Here is a 23,383-nt window from a genome sequence, read left to right as displayed (position 1 = left end):
CACCGAAGGAGTACTATCCCTGCGGGATGTGGACCGAGTCCAACAAGCTTTTCCATCCCTCCATGTGCTAAAGATTTCGCCATTCCCCAGATGGTTTGGATGTGATTCGGCCCATCAACACAATGGCCTCGGTGAGAGTGTTTCCCTCACCGAGGCCAAATCGGGCCGGCGGGATTTGAACCCACGACCTCTTGCACCCCAAGCAAGCGCGCTAGCCAAGCTGCGCTACGGCCCGATGTTCCTTAGATTAGCCTCAGTCTGCTTTACCCTGCTGGAAAATCCAGCGTCACTTCCGCTTTCCTTGCTGACCCCTCAGTTTTTGTTTACAAGGCTTGATACCGCCAAGCCCAACGGGGGTGGTAACTCCTCAGTCATTATATCCGCCTTCATCCTTCGATAATCGCTTTGTAACCGAAAACGCCCCAATCGGCAATGCCGTTTAATCCAAGCGATTTCGATACCTCTTCCTCAGGTCTTTTGGACACTTGCAGAAAATGAGAGGGCCGGACCTGTGAGGATGAGTTTCGGATGACTCCATCCCGTTCGACAAAATATTGGGGAGGCTGTTCGCCGAAGCGGCCTCGCTGGATCAGACATACTCTGTGGACAGTCAAGGATGATACAATGGGTGCAACCGTTGTTTCGGTCCATAAAGTTTGGGAAGGAATCAAGGGAGAACCCTTGCATCCATCGAACCGGATCATTAGCCTCAACTGCGCAGCGGGTAACAGGTGAAATGGCTGAGAGGCGGCGATAGCTGGGCGTGAACACCGCCAGAATTGTCTCACTTGGCCGCTTCTGCCTCGTAGGGGGCGAACCCAGCAACCGAGTGCTAGCCGTTCCCTTTCCGCCAACAGAGATGTTGCCCCGTGCGTTGAACCGGTAGACAAAGAATGCAGAGTTTTTGTACGGACAGGGGGAGGATAGGTCTGCTTCTCCTGAATTCAACTGGAGCCTCAGACACGGCTGTGTGAGCACTACAACTCGACTTTTTGGGGGAGACATGTCCAGAATCCGCCTATCTATCGCGTTGACCATGGTATTAGGTTGCATCATTATGGTGGGGAATCCGAGCCGTTCTGCCGCTCAGCCAACGGACCCTACCCGCCTTCCCGATTTTCGCAAGACCACATTCATATTGGAAATGAAGGGAGCGCGAGGGATTCCCCCCGAGCGTTTGGGGGAAGTCCAGAACACATTCCGGGAATTCGCGGCCTACCAAGCCCAATTGATCTCCCATCCTTTGGTTTACCGGCTCATGCGGGACCCGCTCAACCGAACCGACGCGTCGGGGCGGCAGATTCCGACACTGGATATGATTTTCCGGGACCTCGAGCGATTCCTGGTTTATCCGGCTCCCGGCAACCGGGTGACCACGGAGCAAGCCGACTACATCCGGGAGTTGGGCACCGCTTTAGATGCAGCTTTGCGACCTCTGATTACCAGCCATCCCGAACGAATCGTGCGGATCAATGCCACGCGGATGCTGGCGGTGGTCTGCAAGATGGGAGCAACGGCGCACTACGCCACTCTGACAGAACTGATTTCCAGTCCGAACGTCCCCACGGAAATCAAGAACTATGCACTTCAAGCAGCGGCCAATTTGCTCTCCGCCTATGACGTGCTTGATTCCAAGAGTCGGCGACATAGTAACGCCTGGCGTAATAACGAGAAGCCCGGCTCTGCTGACATAGAACTCGCTGCCTTGGTCGGAGCCATCGAAAAATGTATCACCGATCCGAACACCCTCGTTCCGGGGTTGTGGAATGGAGATACAAACAAACCGGCGATCTTGCAGCCCGACCAAGTAGAAGTCGCTCGTTTTGTGCGCCGTCAAGCCATCCGTGCTCTGGCCCAAGTCCGGTTTGTGACGATCTCTGGCGCGGGGCCAGACGGTAAAGGCCGCCTTTACCCTGCTTACACTTTGGCACGGGTCTGCCTCTCGGACCCCAGGCTGATCCTGCCATCCACACCCGCCGACTGCGCGGAAGCGGTCATCGGCCTGTGTAACATGTCCCCGGTGCTGGAAGATGGAAAGCATGTCAAGGAATACAACGTGGATGCCGCCGTCGAGGCCATCGTGGCGGGACTGATCACCTTTGCTGAGCCTCGTGGCGATCCGACCGACACTTCGTTGCATTGGCGAGTTTACGGCCTGCGAATTGCCGAAGCGATGAATAATTGGCCGCCGCTTTTCGACAATCTTTACGACCCGACCCGCCCCCGACAATACAACAAAGCTACTGTCCCCCGTATCGTAGATGATCTCATCCAGCGTGCCCGAACGGCAATTCTCGACCCACTCGACCGAGTCGGCCCCGACGGCAAACCTGATCCTTTAGCCGGGCGAGTACAGCTTGACACCCTCCGGGAATATCTTCGCCAATTGCGGGCGAATCCCAAACGGAATCCCCTGCTGTTTACGAACAACCCTGAAACAGCCCTGCCAGTCATCCCAAGAAACTGATAGCCGGGACTTTCTTGGCAACTGTGGAGTTTTGCTGTTGCACAGCCGGGAGGCGAGAGGGACAATAATAGCAACCCGAACCGGGAGAACAAGAATATGAAGCGCATTGTTCCTGCGGTGTTGCTCGCAGCTCTGATGGCATTGGTGGCGACCCGTGCTGAGGCGGGTTATCTCATTATCCGCGTCATTCTGGAAGGCGGCCAATATGGGGCCAACGGCGGCCAGCCACCGACCGGTTTGGAAGGCACCGGTTCACCACCACCGGTTTATGGTAAAGGTCCGAAATATGGCTCAGGATTCGGTCCGCCTCCCGGCTTGATCCCCGGCGGCGGCGGCAGCCCTTCTCTCCCCGGCATTCCCGGAGTACCGGGTACTCCTCACACAGGGGGCACTATCAAACACGATCCCTCACGGGCTTTAGTCGTTCTGGTTCCCGTCACGTCCGACTTCCGCCAGGCCCAGCCCTTCTACAAGGCCCCTTACGACCCGAATACCAACCCGGCTTGGCGGCCTAAGATCAGCTTCGACTATCACGGTCAGAAACTGACCGCCAACCTTTTCGCCGACGGGACCACTATCCAATGGTATGAAGAACTCTTGCTCACACCCGGCGCGGCAACGACGCGCGCCCATGAGTTGGAAGCGAAATATATCGAGTGGAAACGGCGGTCCGCCCAGGACCTTAAGCCTTTGCATCTTTTGATTCGTGAGTTGCTGGAAGCGGGCTTTGTTGACAGAGCCTTGGAACTGAGTGATGAGTTATTGGAGTCAGTCCGTAAGAGCAAAGGGGAAGTCGCTCCGGAAGTTGCAGCTTTCGCCCGTGTCTATAGCCGCTATCAGCCGATGCTCAAGGGTGCTCTGCTCAAGCCTTCCGCGGCAGAGCAGTGGCGGTTCAATCTCAACGCCCGGCAGGTGCATACTCTTCCCCACTATGCGTTGGTCACGTGGGATGCTTCCCCCGAGGAAGTGCAACGCTGGAATCGGCTGCTGGAGCAGAATTTCCGGGCCTTTTACCTCGTACACGCTTGGCGCGGGGTGGACCTGCCTTTGCCTGAAGCACCACTGACCGTCATCCTTCCGCCCTCGCCCCGCGAATTCTTCCAGCTCAGCCGAGTGTTCGACATCCCCCTGCGTCTGCAAACCGACGGTTTCTACGTCCCTGACTATGACGTTTTGGTCCTGTCACCTGGGCGTTTGGATGAGCTGGGGCAAACATTTGCCCGGCAGATGCAGGCGATCTATCAGACAGGTGTCAAGCGCGACGCCCTCCTGAGCGGCAGCGGGCCGCCCTTGGACAAGGAGGGTAAAAAAGGGAAGCGCCCCGAAGAGGTCGCCCGCATGCAAACACTGGCTTTGGTGGAGCGGCTGATCGAAGACCGCGCCATGATGGCAGCTATCACACGCGAGGGCAACCGGCAATTGCTCTATGCGACCGGCCAACTTCCCCGATATGTGGACCTTCCTGAATGGCTCTTCCACGGCTCAGCCAACACCTGGATGCAACCGCGCGACCCCGCTTTGATCAGCAAAAAAGACGGGAAGGACGAGAAACATTACATCTCTGTCTCACTGGCCGACGGTTGGGGCGGCCCCAACTCGTTCTGGCAACGCCACTTCCGGGACCTGCAAGAGAAGAAGGAACTGCATCCCGATCCGGGCCAGTTGCTCCGCAACGTGCTTAGCGATGCCTACTTCCGGGGTCTACGCGATCCGACCAAAGCAGATGATCCTGACCCGGAAAAGAAGGAAACTTCCGTGGCTCTCAAGAGCGGTAGCGGCAGTGGGCCACTTACACCACCTCTCGGAGGCGGATTGATACCGCCGGGTGGCGGATTGACCCCGCCCGGTTATGGCCCTCCAGGTTTGGGGACGCCAGGCGGAGGATTGACGCCGCCAGGCCTCGGTCCGCCAGGCCCGGGTGGATTTGCAGGGGGAAGTGCTTTGGGACCGCCCGCTCTACCTCCAGGAGGTAGCCTCGGTCCGCCTCCTGGCGGTGCTCCCGGAGAACCAGGTATGCCCTATCCAGGGATGCCGGGGATGGGAACACGTCCTGCGGCGGAGGACCCCCAAGCTATCCTGCGCAAGAAGCGAGAGCGACTCAACATCAAAGCTCAGACGACAGCGTGGGCACTCTACTACTATCTCAGCGTGGCATACCCCGAAGAGTTCCGCCAGTTCTTGACCGCCCTTTCCCAATTACCACGGGATCTGCCGCTGGAAGGAGAAACCGTCGCCGCTGTTTTCCGCCGTACATTCCGTCTCGATGGCAGCCCAGAGGCCGATGCACGTTTCGCGGAACGCTGGCTGGAATTCATACGCACCCTACCCCCCGTGTACATCGACGTGGCATTGGTCGAACCTAAACCGCCCACTTCAGGCGAAAGCACAACTCCAGGATATCCAGGCTTTCCTCCGGGATATCCTGGTTTACCCCCCGGCAGCGGCCCTGGCTCTCCCGATGGAGGAGCACCGGGCAGCGGACCAGGACGCTGATTCCCTCAGTTCGGTGAAACCAGCGATCCGCTTTCCACTGGCCCCGGCCTACATCGCTTTGGCCCCCTAAAGAATGACAATGCCCCCTATCTGCCCTACAATGAGGGCTGTATTGGGGCTATGGGAAGGTAAGTAGTGCTATCCTGCGGGTAACGCAGAAGCGAGAGGGTTCAACCCGGCTTGCTCTAGGATTTTGCGGAGCAGTTGCCTTTTGTCTTCGCTCAGCGGTGCAATCGGGCGGCGGTTAGGACCGCAGGAACGGCCAAGCAAAGCCATAGCTTCCTTGATCATTCCGTTGCCTGTACTCAAGGACATGGCCATGCGGATCGGGTGAAGCCGAGCCTGACACTGCCGGGCTTGCTCCCAATCTCCGCGGCGAAAGCTCTGGTAAATCCCGACGCATAGTTCCGGTGCGATGTTGGCGGTCGCGGGAATCGCTCCTTGGGCGCCAGCTTGCAGGGCTGCGAAGATCAACGTGTCTCGACCGTTGAGGACGCTAAACCGCTCCGCCGGTGTTAACCGAATCAGCTCGATTGTGTTTTGCAAATCACCGGAACTGTCCTTGATTCCGACGATGTTGCGGTGATGCTCCACAAGGCGAGCAACGGTAGGGGCTTCGATGTTCAGGCCGCCGCAGGTTGCCGGATTGTTATACAACACCACCGGCAGGGAGGTGTTTTCTGCTACCCGGCGAAAGTGATCGTACAATTCCTGTTGGTTGGGCTTAATGAAGTAGGGGGTCAAAACAGAAACTCCGTCGGCACCCTCGCGTTGCGCCATCTGAGTCAAGCGTAGGACTTCTCGTGTCGATTCTGCACTGACGCCCACCCAAACAGGAACCCTCCCGCGGCAATGAGCAACGGCCGTGACTGTCACCGCTTGCTTTTCCGCCTCGTCCAAGGCATAGAACTCGCCCGTGGTGCCTAAGATGAAGATGGCGTCCACACCACTGCTGATCTGCCAATCAATCAACCACCGCAAGCGGGGAAGGTCCAAATCTTCGTCATCACGAAATGGAGTCACTAAGGGCGGGATAATTCCGCGGGGCGGCTGCTGTATGCTTTGGCTCATAGTTGGGATTCCCAAATCGAGTCGGTCGACACTTTGGCTGGTCTGGAGCTTGTCCCTGAACAGTGTATGCTGGCGAGGCACACATTGGACACGCAGCCCTTCGATTCTTACCTACAACGTAATATAAGCCGTCAGATACGACGGCGCTGTTGATACCCATTCACCAACCATGGACGCGCTAAGTTGGGGGGAAGCCGGCATTCTGACGCTGCTGATTTTTGCAGCGGCCGTCCTGTACTCCTCAGTGGGGCATGCCGGGGCTTCCGCTTATCTGGCCGCGATGAGCCTATTCGGCTTAGCTCCCGATCGGATGAAACCGGCGGCTTTGATCCTGAATGTGGCGGTAGCCATCTTGGCCACAGTGCGCTACATTCGTGCCGGTTGCTTCCAACCACGCATCTGGTTTTTGTTCACCTCAGCTTCGATTCCCTGCGCGGCCCTGGGGGGATACTGGACCTTGCCCACGACGCTTTACAAACCAATCGTCGGATTGGTTCTTCTCTTCGCCGCGGGCCGCTTCCTGAAAGAGCCGATCCGGGCTATCTCCACCGACGACGGTTCTTTCGGATCAGCGCAGGAACCCCTGCGACCTCTCCGCTGGCCCATTGCAGCTTTCTGGGGTGCAAGCATTGGTCTGCTATCGGGTTTGACTGGTACTGGAGGGGGGATTTTTCTTTCTCCCTTGATCTTGATGATGCGTTGGGCCACCACTCGGCAGACCTCCGGTATCTCCGCCGCTTTCATTCTCGCCAATTCGCTCGCCGGTTTGGGTGGGCTGCTGACTCAAGGACAAACGATACCGCCAGCGGTTAGCATTTGGCTAGTCGCTGTATTGGCCGGCGGATGGATTGGTTCCTCCTTGGGAGTGCGGAGATTGAACACAGCCAGCCTCCGCAAACTCTTGGGAGTCGTTCTCGTAATTGCTGGCGGTAAAATGCTTTTGAGCGACCTGAGTTGGTACCAATTCTTCTCGAATCTGGGAAGCTGAGCCATTGTCACCTCACCTAAATTATCACGGACGACTTTGGACCATGAACCCCATGCTTTGAGTAAGGGTATGACATAACTAACAAACCCATACGCGCCGTCCATCGGAGCCGCTCCGGGGAAGAGACGTTGTCATCCTCCTCCAAGCCACGGCGGCGTTTCTCCGGGCGGCGGCAATTTGACCACCCGCACGTTACGAATCTGGGGGTGTGCTTGCACGGCTGCCACCGCCTCCTCCGGCGGCGGGCTATCCAAATTCAGAATCCCGATGGCGTCTCCGCCAGGAGCTTGACGCCCCACCGTCATTTGGGCGATGTTGACGCGATGGTTCCCGAAGATGGTTCCCACGTAACCGATCAATCCGGGCACATCGCGATGGTTGAAAAACATCATGACACCATCCAGGTAACCCTCCATGCGGAAAGGGCCAAGCTGAACTAATCGCGGATACTGATCTCCGAAGAGAGTACCTGCCGCGATCGTAGTTCCTTGTTCAGTTTCCACTTCGCTTTGAATCATGGCGGCAAAATCCCCGCGCTTGGGATGAGACGATTCGCTGATTTCGATGCCCCGCTCACTGGCCAATATTTCGGCATTGACGAGGTTCACCCCTTCGCTCAGGCGGTATTCCAGCAGACCGGCAGTGAAGGCCGCGGTCAATAACCGATTCTTTTTGCCGGCGAGATCGCCTTTGTACACCACAGTCGCCCGTCGGATTGCCCCTTGGGCTAATTGGGCTTGGAGCAGCCCCAAGCGCCGCGCTAAGTCGACAAAGGGTCGGACTTCCGCCAACTCCTGCGGATCCACCGCCGGCATGTTGACGGCATTGGCCACTCGCCCGCGCAACAAAAAGTCGGCGATCAACTGGGCCGCTTCCAGAGCCACCGTTTCCTGGGCTTCGACGGTCGATGCGCCCAAGTGAGGTGTCAACACGACATTGGGAGCGCGCAGTAACGGATTATCCGGTTGCAGGGGTTCCACGGAAAAAACATCGATACCCGCTCCAGCGATCTGTCCCGTGTGCAGTGCCTCTGCCAGAGCAGCCTCATCGATGACGCCGCCGCGTGCCACATTGATGATCCGAGCGGTTCGTTTCATCCGGGCGAGTTCAGGAGCACCGATCATCCCGCGGGTTTCGTCCGACAGCGGCACGTGGAGAGTTAAGAAATCGACCTGAGGGAGAAGCTCATCGAGACTGCGGGCCATTTCGTAACCGAGTTCCGCCGCTTTGGCAGCGGTGACAAACGGGTCCAAGACCACGACACGCATCTCCAGCGCCTTGGCGCGGCGGGCGACTTCCCGGCCAATCCGGCCCAAGCCGATGATTCCCAGGGTCTTGCCTGCCAATTGCGTTCCGACGAAGGCATTGCGATCCCACCCGCCGCTCTTGAGTCGAGCATCGGCTTCGGTGATCCGGCGAGCCAAGGCCAGCAGCAGCGCCAGGGTATGCTCGGCGGCCGCAATCGTGTTGCCGCCGGGAGTGTTCATCACCACGATTCCCTTGCGGGTCGCCGCTGCGACATCGATGTTGTCCACCCCCACGCCCGCCCGAGCGATCGCCCGTAACCGTCCAGGTTGTTCCAAGCAGGCCGCTGTGATCCGGGGTTGCGAGCGCACAATGCAGGCATCATATTCCCGCAAGGTAGCAGCCAACTCTTCGCCTTTCAGGCCCAAGCGGACATCAACTTCCAATCCCGCCTGCCGCAACCAATCAATCCCCGCCCCTTCCAACTTGTCGGCAATGAGAACGCGTGGCATGACGATTCGTAGTCCCTCCCCCTCGTCTGGTGTACCCCTTCGTAGGTCCGGCAGCTATTTTTTCCGCCAGTTTTATCTTCCGGGCGGACCCAATGCACTTCCTAGGGACAAACTATAACCTCACCCGACTTTGGCAGCCGCTGCCATCCTCTTCGCCCCTCATTAGTGACGGAGGAACTGGAAAAAACTCGCCGTAAGCATCATCACGCACGAGCGTTCTCATCTCTTCGTTCCCTCAGAAGGGTGATTACGCTGGATTGAGCCTTGACTGTTGCTTTCTCTCAAGCATCACCGGATTTCAACTTGTCCAGGACGTCGCAGTGTTTACTCTCATCGTTGAGGGCATAAGTTTAGAAACGGACGGATCACAGCCCCCAGGTTATAAGCCTGGCATTGAGCCGTGGAGCAAACGCATGCTGCGAGCGATACTGGTGACTGGAATCGCCTTTGGCCTAGGTGCAGGTGGGGCCGGGGTGACAGACACTCCAGCGGCAGAACCCTCAGAGCCAGCCATTCCCGGAGGCCGTCCACCGAACATTCTGCTAATTGTCGCCGACGATTTGGGTTACGGTGATTTGGGTTGCTACGGCCAGCAGAAGATCCGCACACCGCATCTGGATCAACTAGCTGAAGAGGGAATCCGTTTCACGAACGCCTATGCTGGCAGCACGGTGTGCGCGCCGTCTCGTTGTGCTCTCATGACCGGCTTACATACCGGCCACTGCCGGGTTCGAGGCAATGGAGGAGGCGGCAGCCCCCGCTCGAATGTGCCCTTAGCACCGAATGACATCTGCATAGCAGAGCTGCTCAAAAAGGCCGGTTACGCCACCGCTCTCATCGGCAAATGGGGACTTGGCGAAGCGGGGAGCACAGGCCTCCCCACCCGGAAGGGGTTCGACTATTTCTTCGGCTATCTCAATCAGCATCATGCCCACAATTACTATCCAGATTTTCTATGGCGGAACGAGGAGAAGGTCCGCATTGACAATCCCCAGTCCACTGTGGAAAACGTAGCCGCCCAACGGCGGGTTTACGCCCCGGACCTATTTCGAGAGGAAGCCCTACGGTTCCTGACAGCTCATCGAGATCGGCCCTTTTTCCTCTATTTCGCCACCACGGTACCCCACGCGAACAATGAACGGACCCGTGCCACGGGCGAAGGTAACGAGGTCCCGGACGACGCCCCTTACACCCACGAGGACTGGCCTCAGGCGGAAAAGAACAAGGCAGCCATGATCACTCGCTTGGATGCGGATATTGGAACCATCCTCACCCACTTGCGGAAACTGAAGCTGGAGAGGAATACCCTCGTCATCTTCACCAGCGATAACGGTCCGCACCGGGAAGGCGGCAATAAACCGGAGTTCTTCCGCAGCTCCGGACCATTCCGAGGTATCAAACGAGACCTTTACGAGGGGGGCATCCGCGTCCCTTTCATCATCCGCTGGCCTGAGCGCATCAAGCCCGGAACGGTGACCGATCATGTGACCGCCTTCTGGGATTTTCTCCCCACCGCTTGCGATCTCGCTGGCGTGCCCGTCCCCTCTCAGCTCGACGGTATCTCTCTTGCCCCGCTCTTGACAGGTCAGGGGCAACAGCGCACCCATGAGTTCCTCTACTGGGAGTTTCACGAAGGCGGCTTCCGCCAAGCTGTTCGCCACGGAAGTTGGAAAGCCGTGCGGCACGCCCCTAACCTCCCCTTGGAGCTATACGACTTGCAAGCCGACCCTAGTGAAACCCGTAATATCGCCGCGCAGCATCCAGATATCATTATGCGGATCGAAACCTACCTCAAAACGGCACGGACTGACTCCAAGGAATTCCCCATTCGACTGCCTAAGAAAAAGTGACCCCTTGGCCTACTCTCTCATCGCCCGCCATATATCCTGCCCCGTGATTTTGCCCGTTCCGTCAGAGCACCGCGGCAACAAAATCCCAGGTGACTTTCGCAGTACATAGCTGACAGTGTATCAATCGTATGCGATCCCGTCTGAAGAGGATTCTCGAAAAACATCGGTGTCTCTTGAATGCGCAGAAAGGTCGCAGTAGAATATAAATGGTAATACAAAGTAATTCCATCCCCCAGGAGTTCGCCGATGTTTCCCCCTGCTATGCGATCCTGGACCTGGCTCTGGAATCGCTTGGCCCGACTGCTGGGTGTTGTAGCTATGATGGCCACTGCCGGAGGCTGTAGCGGGGGAAGCGAAGTCTGGCCAGCGGATCATCCCGGTCCCAAGGTCGTCGCTTCGTTTGCCCCGTTGTACTGCTTTGCCCTGAACGTGGCTGGTGAAGATGCTGTCGTGCGGCCGCTAATGACCACCTCCGGTCCCCATCACTTCAATCCAACGGACAAGGATGCCCGCTTGCTCCGCCAAGCTGATCTGTTTTTGATCAACGGGCTGGGGCTGGAAGGCGACAGGCCCGAAAAGCTGCGCCAGGCCAGCAACAACTCTCGCCTTCAAGTCGTGGACGTGAGCAACCGCATTCCACCGGCGATGCTCTGCGAAGGCAGTTGCTGCCATCACGAGGAAGGGGCTGAGGAGGAAGAGCACAGCCATGAGCATGGCCACGATCCGCACGTGTGGCTAAGTCCAGAGTATGCCATTTGGCAAGTGGAAGTGATTCGCGATGCCCTCATCGAGAGAGACCCTGCTCATGCGGAAGCCTACCGCCGCCGGGCCCAGGAATATATCACCCGCCTGCGCCAACTCACAGACTATGGCCGCACTTTGTTGCAAGACAAAAAGGATCGCCAATTGGTCACTTTCCACGAATCCTTGGCCTACTTTGCGAAGACGTTTCAACTGAATGTCGTCGGCGTGGTTCAGAAAAATCCAGGTGTGGAACCTAGCGACAAGCAGTTGAAGAAACTAATTGCCTTATGCGCCGATGAGAAACGGCCAGTGCGGGTGATCAGCGTCGAGCCGCAGTACAGCAATTCCCACTCCGGGCATGAACTGGTCAAGGAGCTGCAACGCCGCGGCGTTCCTGAGCCGGTTCTCGTGGAAATCGACACGCTGGAAACCGCACCCCTCCATGACCTAACACCGGACTGGTACGAGCGGCGGATGCGTGCCAATTTGGAGGCTTTAGCCAAGGCCCTGCGATGAATACTGCTGTTCCTCCCGCGAGTATTCCTCTGTCCGTGATATCTCCCCCCCTGGTGGCCATGCAGGACTTGTGGGTCGAGTTGGGAGGTCGGCCCATCCTCTGTGGTGTCACAGCGGAAATCGCACGGGGACGTATTACCGCCGTCATTGGACTGAATGGGTCCGGTAAAACGACGCTGCTCCGCACCCTCGTGGGGGAGTATCCCTATCGGGGGCGGATCGTCTTCCGCTGCGGCCACGACCATTCCCGGCCCAATCCGGAGCACGTTGGGTATGTCCCGCAGCGCCTGATCGTCGATGCCCGCATGCCTCTAACCGTCCGTGATCTATTTGCACTAGCTCTCAGTTCCCGCCCCTTGTTCTTGGGAGTTTCCCGTCGGGTGGTTCAGCGCGCCGAGGAGCTTCTTCAGAGGGTCGGCCTTCGGGAGATTCTGGATCGGCCTGTAGATGGCCTCTCCGGCGGGCAGTTACAGCGCGTGCTGCTCGCTCTGGCGTTGGAACCTTCTCCAGAGCTACTTCTGCTGGATGAACCCGCCGGCGGGATTGACTTCAAGGATCAACAAAAGTTCTACGAATTGATCGCTCACTTCAATCAGGAAACCGGCATTACCGTTGTCCTTGTTTCCCACGATCTCAACATGATCCGCAGCTTTGCCGATCGCGTCTTATGCCTGCACCAGGGAAAGATCATCGCTCAGGGACCGCCGCAAGAATTGCTCACCCCCGACCATTTGGCCCGACTTTTCGGAACGGGAACATTACGACTGGCGCCGGTGGCATCTTCCTAGTGCTCCGAGTCCCTCGTTTTTCTCCCCTCACACCCAGACTACCACCTATGCCACAGGATTGGCCCGACCTGTGACCCGATGCCAGTCATTATCGCGCCATTCAAAGACGACTTCATCCCGATCCCGCCAGGCCACACAATAACAGCCGTAGGACATGCCGATCACCCATCCCCGACTGCGCAGCAGTTCAAAATTCGGTTCCTGCTGGGATGTCCTCTCTTCAGGAGCAGAAACGGCTGCTGCGGTCATGGCTGATCCTCGCGGAGGCTAGCTATCGGGTCACCGAATCCATCGGACGCTTCATTCTCCTTATGCAAATCATCGACTCGATCCGGTCCGGAATTGCACGAAACGGAGCCAGCCAAGCAGTTTCAACGGGGCGCGCTCTCCGTTTGTGTGGAAGTTGAGGCTGGCACGGGGGACCCAGTTGCCTGTGGAGCTATTCCAGGCGCTAAGGGTTGCTTATTAGCGGGAGCAGGACCGGGGGAGCTTACAGTTGCGGGAGCGGCAAGTGTGCTTGCAGGTCCTCGGGTCCACAGGTGATAACCGAGTCGCTGGAAAAAGCCCATGTAGGGGGATAGCACTGGCTGGTCATGGTCAGGGAAGTAGCGCGGTCCTAGCATTAGGGCCCTATCCTGGGGTGAGGGCTGCATGTGGAGCAGGTCCGAGATGGTCGGCAGAGGTTCTCCCGCCAACTCCGGACGCTTGCGAATACTTCCTTGACTGAAAGGCCCCGCGCCGAGCACCCAGAGATCTTTCAAACGGCTGACAGACTCGACATTCCCGGATTGCCACACCGCCCGGCCTGTGTGCCGGTTGTATGCAAACACGGCAATTTTCGCGACACCCCGCTGATCATTCTTCTTGACCAGCGCGATCTCCGGAATGTTCGTCGGCATTCCCGGTACAACACTGGGCAACTGCAAAGCCGGAGTTCCCACCAGCACACTGTGGCGATCGGTGCCAATGCCTCCGCTGCGGATTTCCAAGATATAATCCGCTTTGTGCCGTTCATCCTGGAGAATGGCACCGGCTGCTGCCGCCTGCTGCCGCACCAGGCTGATCAGATAGGCGCGATCGACGACATCCTTATCCAGTCCTGTAGCATCGATATACACATAACGTCCCGCCAGAGGGGAAAAATCAATTTGGCTGACAGCGGAATCTACCGCGTGGGATAGCAAGAGCATTTCCGTGGCCGTACGCGGCGTGTCGGTCATGCGTGTGGTTCCGCAACCGCAGCAGCATCCGAACACCGCTACGCCCATAATCCACATCGCATGGGATTGGTTTTTCATAGCAAACTGCGAAATCCTGGAATACGCAGGGCGAGTTGATACTGCTTCATCTCCGCGGATGCAAGAGCAAACAACTCCCTTGGTAACACAGTTCCGTTGGAACCTGACCTGAACGCCGCGATGGTCCTTGCTTAGGTTTCCTTGAGGAAACTGCGGGGAATAATCTCCCCGTGCAACAGGAGAGATCGCTACAGGTTAGTGGAAGAGCATGCCTTCAACGCGGGGTTTGGCCGGAGGGATTTTGTGAGGGGCGAGCTGCCGACAGGAATTGGCGGTGAGGTGCTGCCAGGTCCGGGCGGCCGTGCCGCTCGTGGTACTCCGCCAGAGTTCGATGGCTGGCCAAGTGATCGGGTCGAATCTCCAAGGCAGAATGCAGCCAGCGCAGACCTTCGGTGTTTCTGCCATTGCGGAGGAACAATTCACCCAATTGCTGGCGTAGATCGGGGTCCCACGGCTGCTCCCCGATGCGGCGGGCCAGTAGCCCGGCTTGTCGCAGGTCTTGATCGCAGCGCCGCCAGCGTTCCTCTACCTGCTGGACCTCTTCTGCCGGTGCACCGGCCTGTTGCAAAGCCTGGAACAGGTTATACCAGGCGTCAGGGAAAGAAGGGTCCAACTCCACTGCCCGACGCAAATCGCTTATAGCCCGTGACCAATCTCCGACTTGGAGGTACCATCGTCCCCGAAGCCAATAGGCACGCGATTCCTGCGTTCCCGCTGCAATCACGGCGTGGAGCAATTCTAGGGCCGCTTCGCTGCTCCCCTGGAGAAAGCGGCACTCGGCGAGAAGGAGCCGGCCTTCCTCATCCTCGGGGAATTGCTGCGAGTGCTCTTCGAGAAGGGCCGCTGCTTCCTCGATGCGCTCCCGGCGCTGCAACAGAAGCCGGACCAAGCCGAAGCGGGCTGTTCGATCCTGCGGGGCTAGACGCCACCATTGCCGCCATGCTGCCACGGTTTCGTCACTATTGGGGTGGAGCCGTTCGAGGATTTGCGCTCGGTACTTCCAGGCGGTGACGGATTGCGGCTGCAATTGAACCCATCGGGCGGAGAGCGGCCCAGCTTCCGGTAAGCGAAATTGGGCTAGGAGCCGCGGTACAAGGACTGGCACAATCTGTACGGCATCCGCCGCTTCTCCCCGGCTAAAACGTTCCCACAGCTCCCTCTCGGCAGTTGGGCCGCCTTCCAGATACCGCAACAAGGCTTTCTCTAAAGCAACATCGCTCGGATCGTGTCCCAATCGTTCCGCGTGGATGATATGCTGACGGGCCAATGTCCATTCGCCCAGGTGTCGCAGGGCACGGCCATACGCCAAATGCCACGAGGAGTTGTACTGCCACATCGAGCGGCAGGCTTCGAGATGTTCCCGGACGCGCGGCCAATTTTCAACCTCAGCGGCCTGCTGGGCGCTCCTCCACTGATGCACTGCATGCACGTACGTCCAGACAGGCCAGCCCAAAAGGAAAAAGAAGACCGCAAGCACCCCGCCCTGGGTCCATCGCCGCAAACGTACTTTCCCGGACCTATCGTTGTCCATTGTTCACACACTCTTCTCTCTAGCGACGTATTCTATCTTTTTCCCAGTTCCTCCCCTTCTATTGTAAATTTTGTAAATGCTCCGGGATGGAATGATGCCTCCCGCTTTACTGACTGCGCATACCCCAATCCGAAGGATCAATGTTGCTGGCAGGTTTCGACCCGGCAGAAGAAGACGGGATACTTGGAACAAAACGTGTGGAACAGGGTGATGCGATAAGTCATCAATTGGGTGAGAATTCGCCACCCTTCCAAGCTAGTTGAAATAAGGTGGAAGCTAACAGTTCAAATGCGATACAGACCGACCTGATAGAGTCGATTGTACAAAACGTGAGCGATCATGTAGCGCCGCATGTGGCGGCGAATGTCCTCCAAAGTTACCTCCCGCCCGTGAATTCGCCGCCGCAAGCGCTGCATTTCGGGTGTGCCTTTATCGACGAGTTCCGCCGTGGTTTTCTGATCGGCATGAACGCGGAAGGCGCCGAGAAAGCGAGGCAAGCGTACAAACCGTGCCCCCGCTTCCCGAAAGCGCAGCAGCAGGTCCCAATCCATAGCGAAGTGGAAGGACTCATCGATGCCACCGACACGTTCCCACAGGTGACGCCGCCAGAAGAGTGTCTCTTGGGGCACGTAGTCCGCCCATTGCAGCATGGTATCATCGTGCGGCGGTAAAACCCACCGCCCAACCTCCTGCCCTTGTGTGTCGATGATGATCCGGTGGCCATATACCACATCGACCTCGGGATGCCGGGCGAAATAGGCAGCAACGTAGTGCAACGTCCCCGGCAGCAGCAGATCGTCCGAGTTGAGCCAAGCCATGATTTCGCCGCGGGTCGCCTTCTGAAAGCCAAGATTGATGGCATGGGCCTGGCCGTTATCCTTGCGAGACTCTACATGGTACAGTTGGGACCGATAGCGTTCGAGAATCTGCACAGTCTCATCCGTCGAACCGCCGTCTTGTACAACGTATTCCAGGCAGGGATACTTCTGATCCAGTACACTCCTGAGCGTCGCTTCCAGAAATCGTCCCTGATTGAAGGAAGGGGTCACGAGGGAAATTGTCGGGGGCGTCTCCGGTAACGGAAGCGGCTGATAATATCGCCGGGGCAAGCGCAAAGGGCGCGGTGCGTAGTGAACGAGGCGGTTCAAACGAGCACCAACCAACAAGGCCAACCAGCGGCGCAGGCGTCCCCGCCACGTCAGGCTGTGAACGAATTTCTCCAACTCCGCCAGTTGTAGCCGCAGGGCGCGAATCTCCCGTTGCAACCCTTCGATGGCAGGCAGACCTGACGATCCCGAAATCGATTTGTCCTCAACCATCGGGACACCCCGTTGTGAGTTCTGAGATTATGCCGAGTTTGGGACAACTCCGGAAGCATTCAGGCTGCTTTAGCCGCTTGGCGTGCCGCCCGGTACCAAGCAATCGTTTTCTCCAACCCTTCCTCCAAACTCGTTCGAGCCGTGAAACCTAGCCACTGCCGGGCACGGGTTACGTCCAAACAGCGCCGCGGTTGACCATCGGGCATCGAGGGATCAAAACGAATTTCCCCTGTAAAACCAGTCTTCCGGGCAATAAGGCGAGCCAACTCGGCAATCGAGATTTCCTGTCCCGAACCGATGTTGACCGGCTCCGGAGTATCGAGCACCTCTGCAGCCCGTACCAATGCCTCCGCTGCATCCTCGACATAGAGAAACTCCCGCGTCGGTCGGCCAGTCCCCCAGACGGGCAAGACCTTCTCACCACGCTCTTGGGCTTCGATACATTTGCGAATCAAAGCAGGGATCACATGCGAACTTTCCAGATCGAAATTATCTCCGGGACCGTACAGATTCACCAGCAGCACATTCACCCCGTTGAAGCCGAACTCTTGTTTGTACGCTTGCAACTGGGCCAAGAGCATTTTCTTAGCCAGGCCATACGGTGCGTTGGTCTCCTCAGGATAGCCATTCCACAACTCGCTTTCCTGGAATGGGACGGGAGTGTATTTGGGATAAGAACAAATCGTGCCGACCATGACGAACTTTTCCACACCCAATCGGCGGGACGCTTCGATCAGTTGCGCACCCATGATCAGGTTCTGATAGAGGAACGTACCGGGATATTTGCGATTAGCACCGATGCCGCCGACTTTAGCCGCCAGGTGCAGAATCAGATGGGGCCGCTCCTTGTGCAACAAGCGATAGATATCGGCCTCACGCGTCAAGTCGTACTCATGGGATCGAGGGATCGCTATCTGCTCGCAACCGATCCGCCGCAGTCGGGCCACCACGTGCCGACCCAAAAACCCTGCACCTCCCGTCACCACGATCCGTTTGCTGCGGATGTCCATCAGCGACTCCTTCACTGGTCTGTGGGGTACACTGTCAGGAGCAGGCGCCTCCCCCTTTTGCTCCTTAGCAAATTTCGTCCTGCTCACATTCCGGTCGGATTTTTGCAAGCCAGCAGGCCATCCTGATACAGCAACGGTGGATCAGCGTCAACGCCAATCGCCCATTCTCAGACAAATTCGTAGGGGTTTGCTATGGTGATAGAAGAGGAACCACGGGATTGCGACAGGTCAAGCAGCGCCATCTTGGTGCTCAAACACCGAGGGACAGTGGATCATGAGGGGGTCTTTACGGGACTATGCCATCCAGTTACGCCCAGAAGACAATGTGGCTGTATGCCGCCGTTTGATACCTGCGGGAACGGAGTTACTCTGGGATCAGACTGTGCTTTCTACCGCAACAGCGATTCGTCCTGGTCACAAGGTCGCTTTGCAGGCGATCCCGGAGGGGGCGGCTATTCGCAAGTATGGGCAGATCATCGGCTTTGCGTCCCGGCCGATTGCACCCGGCGAACATGTTCACGTGCATAACGTCAAGGTCGGTGTCTTTGAGCGGGACTACGCCTTTGCTAGTCAGACCCCACCGCCGTTGCCTCCCCCTGCTCAATGGCGCACCTTCCTGGGATACGATCGTGGGCCAAATCGGCCGGAATACCAGCGCTACGGCACCCGGAACTACATTGCCGTGATCAGCACTGTCAACTGTTCCGCCAGTACCAGCCGGTACATCGTGGAGCGCGTGCGGGCCAGTGGTATCTTGCAGAAATATCCTAATGTGGATGGTGTCATGGCGATTGTTCACCGCCTCGGCTGCGGCATGCAATACGAGGGGCCGGACCATCAGCAATTGGAACGCACACTAGCAGGCTTTGCACGCCATCCGAATGTCGCCGCCTACATTCTCGTCGGTCTAGGTTGCGAAATTGCCCAGGCCACCCATCTGATCGAACGGGAGCACTTGCTCAGTCTCAATGGCAACGCTCCGGCTAAGCCGTTGACTCTCACCATTCAGGAATGTGGAGGGATTGCCAAGACGGTGTCCGCCGGCGTGAGGGCTGTTATGGAGCTGCTGCCCCGCGTCAACGATGTCCGCCGAATCCCATTGCCCGCCAAACATCTGATCTTGGGCACAAACTGCGGCGGTTCCGATGGCAATAGTGGCATCACCGCCAATCCCGCACTGGGTGTGGCCTCGGACTTAATCGTCCAACAAGGCGGCACCACCATCCTGGGGGAAACTCCCGAAATCTACGGGGCCGAGCATATCCTTACCCGCCGGGCCATCAGTCGGGAAGTCGGGGAAAAACTCGTGGAACGCATTCGCTGGTGGGAATGGTACACGTCCCTCTTCGGAGCGGAAATCAACAACAACCCCAGTCCCGGAAACAAGGAAGGCGGCCTCACCACTATTTATGAAAAATCCCTCGGTGCCATTGCTAAAGCCGGCAGCACCGCTCTGGTGGAAGTATACCGCTATGCGGAACCTGTGACGGCCAAGGGATTCGTCGTTATGGACACACCAGGTTACGATCCCGTCAGCATGACGGGAATTGTCGCCGGCGGTGCCAATGTGTGTGTCTTCACCACGGGTCGGGGCAGCGTCTTTGGATGCCAGCCGGCTCCTTGTATCAAGGTCGCTACCAATACTCCACTTTACGAACACATGATCGACGACATGGACATCAACGCCGGCCGGATTCTCGATGGCGTGCCAGTCGAAGAAGTGGGCCAGGAAATCTTTGAGAAAATCCTCGCCGTCGCTAGCGGAGAAAAAACCAAAAGCGAAAAACAAGGAGTCGGTGAAGAGGAATTTGCCCCTTGGTCGATTGGTCCGACTCTTTGAGCCTTTGGAAGCGCAGTACGCTAACCCTTAGAATCCACCCTCCAACCGCTTGGCACGCTTCACTGCAGGAGGAAGGTCACCGCCGCTGCCAGCATCAGGGCCAGAAATAGACAGACGATCACGACCACGACTAGAAGTTGATCGATACCCAACCACTTTCGTTTCCTTAGTTTTTGCCGTCTTGATGCATGCCCCCCCGATGGCAGATGCCGACTGGTCCCGATCCGAACAGGAGGCACCACACGCTCTGGTTTCCGTGGTGACACCGGAGTACGTTCCTGTCGCTCCGAGGCGGCGGAGGCGGAAGTTGGCCGGGATTTTACTTTATCAGGCACTACCATAGGTGTCATTGGCACAGGACAGGTGGCCGGTCCCGGCGGGGTCACCTGCGGATCGGTGGGGCCGCGCAAGGCCGATTCCGTCTCTGGAGGCGTGGTTGCCGGAGGGGTAGCAGCACCTAGGGATAAACTAGAGTGGCCTTGCTGCCGGACAACCATCGGTGTGGGATGGAGCATGAACGGATAGCGGCACCAGCGTTCTAATTCCTGAGCCACTTCCAGGGCTGAGGACGGACGTTCTTCTGGCCGTTTCGCCAGCATCCGCACCACCAGTTTTTCCACCTCCGGCGGCACATCAGGGCGACATTCCCGCAGGGGTGGAACCGGATCCAACTGATGCTTGAGAATCTTCTCAATGGCCGTTCCTTCAGCGAAGGGGGGACGGCCTGCCAGCAGAAAATACAACGTGCAACCCAAACTGTATAGATCGGCACGAATATCCACCTGTCGGGAGTTCTTGGCCTGCTCCGGTGCCATGTAATCCGGGGTTCCTACAACGACGCCTTCCCGGGTCAGCTCTAAAGGTGCGATGCCCTCTTCCGCCGCCCCGATGGCCCGAACCAAACCCATGTCCAGAATCTTGGCCATCGCCGGCTCCACCGCTTGAGGCAAATGCCGTTCTCCAGCCACGATAATGTTTGAGGGTTTAATATCTCGATGCACAAACCCTCGCTCATGGGCATGGTGCAGTCCCAAAGCGGCCTGACGGATATACTCGCAGGCTTCTGGTATGGCGAGCGGTCGATATTCCTTCCCTAAGCGGGATAAATCGATTCCGTCAATGAATTCCATGGCCAAATAATGCCGGCCTTCATGCTCCCCCGCCTCATACACCCGTACAATGTTCGGATGGTTCAGACTCAACGCTGCCGCTACTTCCCGCTCATAGCGTCGGCGGATCAAGGGATGATTCAGCAAATGGGGACGTACGATCTTCAGAGCCACGACCGTGCCATCCATTTGGCGGCGTGCTCGATACACTTTGCCCATACCGCCTTCGCCAAGCTTGTCCAGCAGTACGAAGGGACCAAAGGACAAATCCCCCCCTTTTCCCTGAAGAATCTTTCGCCCTGCGTAAATGCTGACCAGCCTTCGTCGTGCCAGGATCTCGAACAATTCATCCCACTCCTGCCAGCGCCGCGAACGGCCTAAACGGGCCACTTCCTCCACCTGAGCTGCAGTGAGCAGCCCACTATTCTGCAACGCTGCCAACCACTCCTCAAATGTCGAGATCACAACATTACCCCGACCTATCGGCGGCCAGGCCTGCCCTCTTTTCTTAGCTTCTCTCAATTTCCTGAGATGCTCTATTCTAGATGATAATTCACCCTGCCGCCGGCTGCTCCAGATCAAATGCCACGCCCCAACGGGTCGAAAAAAACTCCTGCTTTGTTCCGAACCGTCTTTCTCCTTTCCGTTTTCTGTCGAATAATATCACGGATCAAATCGTTGTGCCGGGAGAAGTGGTAACTTCTGCCCATGCTGATTCTCTGCGAATCTCAGGTGTCCTATGGCCCGAACTCGCACCTTTATCGCCGTCGAAGTGAGTGCCGGTGTCCGTCACAATGCCCAGGTACTCCAACAAACTTTAGCCCAGGTCACCCCTACCATCAAATGGACCCATCCGGATACTCTCCATCTAACCCTGCTGTTCCTTGGCGATGTCGAGGATCGCAACTTGCCAGAGGTGTGTGAACACGTCCAAGCTGTAACGCATACCTTTGCTCCCTTCTCTCTCCACGTTGCAGGACTGGGAGCCTTCCCCGATTGGCATCACCCGAAGATTCTCTGGGCCGGCGTCCGCCAGGGTAGTGAGCAACTCCGCACCTTGCATGAAGGCATTGCCCAGCGCTTGATCCCCGCCGGTCTATATCGACCGGAAGGCCGACCTTTTACCCCCCACCTGACCTTGGGACGTATCCCATCCCATGCTACTCACCTGTCCTTGCGGCGGGCTCTCGACAAACGCACGGATTGGGAAGCCGGTCAAACCTGGGTCGATCAGGTGATCGTATTCGCCAGCACATTGGAACGTCACGGACCGATTCACACTCCCCTGTTTCGTTGCCCCTTGGGTGCAAAGCCAACTTCCGATGCCGTTTCCCCGCTGATCACGCCCAAACCCCTGGGTATTACCAACCCTGACCAGTCTCACCAGGAGACAGATTGAAACGATCCTAATGCCAGCCAACTCCCGATCACCGCGGGACGTCATGACGATAAAGTCAGGATAGTGGTGTTTTCACAGGAGAGATGCTGCTCGCTATTCCTAGCTGATGAAGTCGGACAATCTCCATGCTACAACTTCCCAAATTCTTCCTGCAGCAAAAAAACTCGAAGCGTCCATTCTGCCCGTTTCCTAATTTACGGCGCTCGGCTGCTATCCCTCTCCGTCGGACGACGCCATCTTCTCTCGCTAGAATGGGAGATGCAGTTCAAGTGATGTCCTAGCCCCCGTAGCTCAGCCGGATAGAGCAGCGGTTTTCTAAACCGCCGGTCGCAGGTTCGAGTCCTGCCGGGGGTACTCCAGCTCTAGGAGGCCACTTGGCAATAAATACCAGTATGCTGAATCCGTGGTCTGCTCAGGGCGACCCCATCATGTAGTTCGCCTAACCGGGCCGCAGCAGTTCTGTCAATAATTGGTCTAGTGATAGCATAGGGGGGGTGTAACCAGATTTTCTGGGGGTGGGGGCTGAACCTGCGAGGTGTTTCCCCAGACTAGCGGAGCTGCCCGGCAGGGAACCCCCAGAGAATTTGGTTGCACCCGCATAGGGTACACTAACAAACTTTCAACGGGACAACTCACGACGCGCTAACAAGTACGCTGCCAAAAATCCACAGGGGCACCCTCGATGGATAAGAAGACCGGCCCGCGTCGTCCGCGAGTGAGGGCTACGGTGGACGTGGCTAACGAACATCGCTTCTACCAAACCGAAGCTTCCCAAGAAAGTGACTTGGGGGTCGGAGGACTGGGCGTGGAGCAGCAAGATCAGCGTCTTGTATCCATGTCGCAATCAGATGTTGCAGAAAGCGGCGTAGGGATGATAACGCATCCGAGATGATCCGATCGCCAGAACGAGATCGGAATGTGGGAAATTCAGCCGCAAGTGTTCGGGAATGTTGACATTATGCGTCGTGTTACTGTCCTAAGATATGCGTATCACAACTTTTAGTGGAGATGAGGGGATTTGAACCCCTGACCTCTTGAATGCCATTCAAGCGCTCTCCCAGCTGAGCTACATCCCCATCACAATCCAAAATATGCTGGCCGGGGGTAGAAGTCAACAGCGCTCTGGGCATTAGGCAGAAGATTCCCGGAGATGGGAAGCCACGACAGGGCAGGTGCTCGCAACGAAAGCTGGACAGGCCACCC

16 protein-coding genes and 3 tRNA genes are annotated in these 23,383 nt (G+C 57.4%); 9 read left to right on the top strand and 10 right to left on the bottom strand.

From position 1 onward, the window contains the following. Positions 1 to 160: 160 nt before the first annotated feature. Positions 161 to 235 (bottom strand) — tRNA-Pro (locus H0921_RS04780). 768 nt (positions 236 to 1,003) lie between these two features. On the opposite strand from H0921_RS04780, the gene H0921_RS04775 reads away from it, so the two are divergent. Together H0921_RS04775 and H0921_RS18125 are read left to right on the top strand one after the other, a co-directional pair. Further along, positions 1,004 to 2,467 (top strand): hypothetical protein, encoded by a 1,464-nt coding sequence (locus H0921_RS04775; RefSeq protein ID WP_194536897.1) that lies wholly within the window; start codon positions 1,004 to 1,006, stop codon positions 2,465 to 2,467. Positions 2,468 to 2,563: 96 nt separating this feature from the next. Next, the gene (locus tag H0921_RS18125) at positions 2,564 to 4,960 is read left to right on the top strand and encodes a hypothetical protein (RefSeq protein ID WP_194536896.1); all 2,397 of its coding nucleotides are present in this window, start codon (positions 2,564 to 2,566) and stop codon (positions 4,958 to 4,960) included. Positions 4,961 to 5,098: 138 nt separating this feature from the next. On the opposite strand, the gene dapA is transcribed toward H0921_RS18125, so the two are convergent. Continuing rightward, entirely contained in the window at positions 5,099 to 6,031 is a 933-nt protein-coding gene (dapA, locus tag H0921_RS04765; protein WP_194536895.1) for a 4-hydroxy-tetrahydrodipicolinate synthase, read from the bottom strand. A 169-nt stretch (positions 6,032 to 6,200) separates the two neighbouring features. Between dapA and H0921_RS04760 the strand changes: the two genes are divergently transcribed. Continuing rightward, positions 6,201 to 7,019 carry a sulfite exporter TauE/SafE family protein gene (locus H0921_RS04760; protein ID WP_194536894.1) on the top strand — a complete coding sequence of 273 codons (819 nt, stop codon included), beginning with the start codon at positions 6,201 to 6,203 and terminating at the stop codon, positions 7,017 to 7,019. 131 nt (positions 7,020 to 7,150) lie between these two features. On the opposite strand, the gene serA is transcribed toward H0921_RS04760, so the two are convergent. Then, positions 7,151 to 8,776 carry a phosphoglycerate dehydrogenase gene (gene serA, locus H0921_RS04755; RefSeq protein ID WP_194536893.1) on the bottom strand — a complete coding sequence of 542 codons (1,626 nt, stop codon included), beginning with the start codon at positions 8,774 to 8,776 and terminating at the stop codon, positions 7,151 to 7,153. A gap of 413 nt (positions 8,777 to 9,189) precedes the next feature. On the opposite strand from serA, the gene H0921_RS04750 reads away from it, so the two are divergent. The 3 genes from H0921_RS04750 (at position 9,190) to H0921_RS04740 (ending at position 12,674) form a co-directional block, all read left to right on the top strand. Further along, a complete protein-coding gene (locus H0921_RS04750; RefSeq protein ID WP_194536892.1) occupies positions 9,190 to 10,626 on the top strand; it encodes an arylsulfatase in 1,437 nt (478 codons plus the stop codon). A 246-nt stretch (positions 10,627 to 10,872) separates the two neighbouring features. Continuing rightward, complete coding sequence (locus H0921_RS04745; RefSeq protein ID WP_194536891.1) at positions 10,873 to 11,886, top strand: metal ABC transporter substrate-binding protein; 1,014 nt, start codon at positions 10,873 to 10,875, stop codon at positions 11,884 to 11,886. Next, positions 11,883 to 12,674 carry a metal ABC transporter ATP-binding protein gene (locus H0921_RS04740; protein ID WP_194536890.1) on the top strand — a complete coding sequence of 264 codons (792 nt, stop codon included), beginning with the start codon at positions 11,883 to 11,885 and terminating at the stop codon, positions 12,672 to 12,674. The genes H0921_RS04745 and H0921_RS04740 overlap by 4 nt, the downstream gene beginning before the upstream one ends. A gap of 45 nt (positions 12,675 to 12,719) precedes the next feature. On the opposite strand, the gene H0921_RS04735 is transcribed toward H0921_RS04740, so the two are convergent. The 5 genes from H0921_RS04735 to H0921_RS04715 form a co-directional block, all read right to left on the bottom strand. Beyond that, positions 12,720 to 12,923 (bottom strand): hypothetical protein, encoded by a 204-nt coding sequence (locus H0921_RS04735; protein WP_194536889.1) that lies wholly within the window; start codon positions 12,921 to 12,923, stop codon positions 12,720 to 12,722. 122 nt (positions 12,924 to 13,045) lie between these two features. Continuing rightward, on the bottom strand, positions 13,046 to 13,942 hold the full coding sequence (locus tag H0921_RS04730; RefSeq protein WP_315851853.1) for a DUF6655 family protein: 897 nt from the start codon (positions 13,940 to 13,942) through the stop codon (positions 13,046 to 13,048). A 244-nt stretch (positions 13,943 to 14,186) separates the two neighbouring features. Continuing rightward, positions 14,187 to 15,473, bottom strand: a complete 1,287-nt coding sequence (locus H0921_RS04725) for a tetratricopeptide repeat protein (protein ID WP_194536887.1) — start codon at positions 15,471 to 15,473, stop codon at positions 14,187 to 14,189. A gap of 314 nt (positions 15,474 to 15,787) precedes the next feature. Beyond that, a complete protein-coding gene (locus H0921_RS04720) occupies positions 15,788 to 16,822 on the bottom strand; it encodes a glycosyltransferase family 2 protein (protein WP_194536886.1) in 1,035 nt (344 codons plus the stop codon). A 59-nt stretch (positions 16,823 to 16,881) separates the two neighbouring features. Further along, a complete protein-coding gene (locus H0921_RS04715; RefSeq protein WP_194536885.1) occupies positions 16,882 to 17,832 on the bottom strand; it encodes a GDP-L-fucose synthase family protein in 951 nt (316 codons plus the stop codon). Positions 17,833 to 18,106: 274 nt separating this feature from the next. Here H0921_RS04715 and H0921_RS04710 point away from each other — a divergent pair, with 274 nt between their 5' ends. Continuing rightward, the gene (locus tag H0921_RS04710; RefSeq protein WP_194536884.1) at positions 18,107 to 19,672 is read left to right on the top strand and encodes a UxaA family hydrolase; all 1,566 of its coding nucleotides are present in this window, start codon (positions 18,107 to 18,109) and stop codon (positions 19,670 to 19,672) included. A gap of 59 nt (positions 19,673 to 19,731) precedes the next feature. Here H0921_RS04710 and H0921_RS04705 read toward each other — a convergent pair whose 3' ends face one another. Further along, complete coding sequence (locus H0921_RS04705; RefSeq protein WP_194536883.1) at positions 19,732 to 21,246, bottom strand: serine/threonine-protein kinase; 1,515 nt, start codon at positions 21,244 to 21,246, stop codon at positions 19,732 to 19,734. A 274-nt stretch (positions 21,247 to 21,520) separates the two neighbouring features. Between H0921_RS04705 and thpR the strand changes: the two genes are divergently transcribed. Together thpR and H0921_RS04695 are read left to right on the top strand one after the other, a co-directional pair. Continuing rightward, on the top strand, positions 21,521 to 22,180 hold the full coding sequence (gene thpR / locus H0921_RS04700; RefSeq protein WP_194536882.1) for an RNA 2',3'-cyclic phosphodiesterase: 660 nt from the start codon (positions 21,521 to 21,523) through the stop codon (positions 22,178 to 22,180). Between the two features lie 280 nt (positions 22,181 to 22,460). Beyond that, a tRNA-Arg gene (locus H0921_RS04695) sits at positions 22,461 to 22,534 on the top strand. Between the two features lie 649 nt (positions 22,535 to 23,183). Here H0921_RS04695 and H0921_RS04690 read toward each other — a convergent pair. After that, positions 23,184 to 23,256, bottom strand: a tRNA-Ala gene (locus tag H0921_RS04690). Between the last annotated feature and the right edge of the window lie 127 nt (positions 23,257 to 23,383).

This window comes from Thermogemmata fonticola (genome assembly GCF_013694095.1).
GTDB classification, from domain to species: domain Bacteria; phylum Planctomycetota; class Planctomycetia; order Gemmatales; family Gemmataceae; genus Thermogemmata; species Thermogemmata fonticola.
This window is presented reverse-complemented; position numbering and strand designations above follow the sequence as displayed.

Excerpts from the sequence above, each read along its gene's own strand:
- H0921_RS04715 (WP_194536885.1), bottom strand. The coding sequence starts at position 17,832 with ATGGACATCCGCAGCAAACGGATCGTGGTGACGGGAGGTGCAGGGTTT.
- H0921_RS04720 (WP_194536886.1), bottom strand. The coding sequence starts at position 16,822 with ATGGTTGAGGACAAATCGATTTCGGGATCGTCAGGTCTGCCTGCCATC.
- H0921_RS04710 (WP_194536884.1), top strand. The coding sequence starts at position 18,107 with ATGAGGGGGTCTTTACGGGACTATGCCATCCAGTTACGCCCAGAAGAC.
- H0921_RS18125 (WP_194536896.1), top strand. The coding sequence starts at position 2,564 with ATGAAGCGCATTGTTCCTGCGGTGTTGCTCGCAGCTCTGATGGCATTG.
- H0921_RS04730 (WP_315851853.1), bottom strand. The coding sequence starts at position 13,942 with ATGGGCGTAGCGGTGTTCGGATGCTGCTGCGGTTGCGGAACCACACGC.
- H0921_RS04745 (WP_194536891.1), top strand. The coding sequence starts at position 10,873 with ATGTTTCCCCCTGCTATGCGATCCTGGACCTGGCTCTGGAATCGCTTG.
- H0921_RS04750 (WP_194536892.1), top strand. The coding sequence starts at position 9,190 with ATGCTGCGAGCGATACTGGTGACTGGAATCGCCTTTGGCCTAGGTGCA.
- H0921_RS04775 (WP_194536897.1), top strand. The coding sequence starts at position 1,004 with ATGTCCAGAATCCGCCTATCTATCGCGTTGACCATGGTATTAGGTTGC.
- H0921_RS04740 (WP_194536890.1), top strand. The coding sequence starts at position 11,883 with ATGAATACTGCTGTTCCTCCCGCGAGTATTCCTCTGTCCGTGATATCT.
- thpR (WP_194536882.1), top strand. The coding sequence starts at position 21,521 with ATGGCCCGAACTCGCACCTTTATCGCCGTCGAAGTGAGTGCCGGTGTC.
- H0921_RS04735 (WP_194536889.1), bottom strand. The coding sequence starts at position 12,923 with ATGACCGCAGCAGCCGTTTCTGCTCCTGAAGAGAGGACATCCCAGCAG.
- serA (WP_194536893.1), bottom strand. The coding sequence starts at position 8,776 with ATGCCACGCGTTCTCATTGCCGACAAGTTGGAAGGGGCGGGGATTGAT.
- dapA (WP_194536895.1), bottom strand. The coding sequence starts at position 6,031 with ATGAGCCAAAGCATACAGCAGCCGCCCCGCGGAATTATCCCGCCCTTA.
- H0921_RS04760 (WP_194536894.1), top strand. The coding sequence starts at position 6,201 with ATGGACGCGCTAAGTTGGGGGGAAGCCGGCATTCTGACGCTGCTGATT.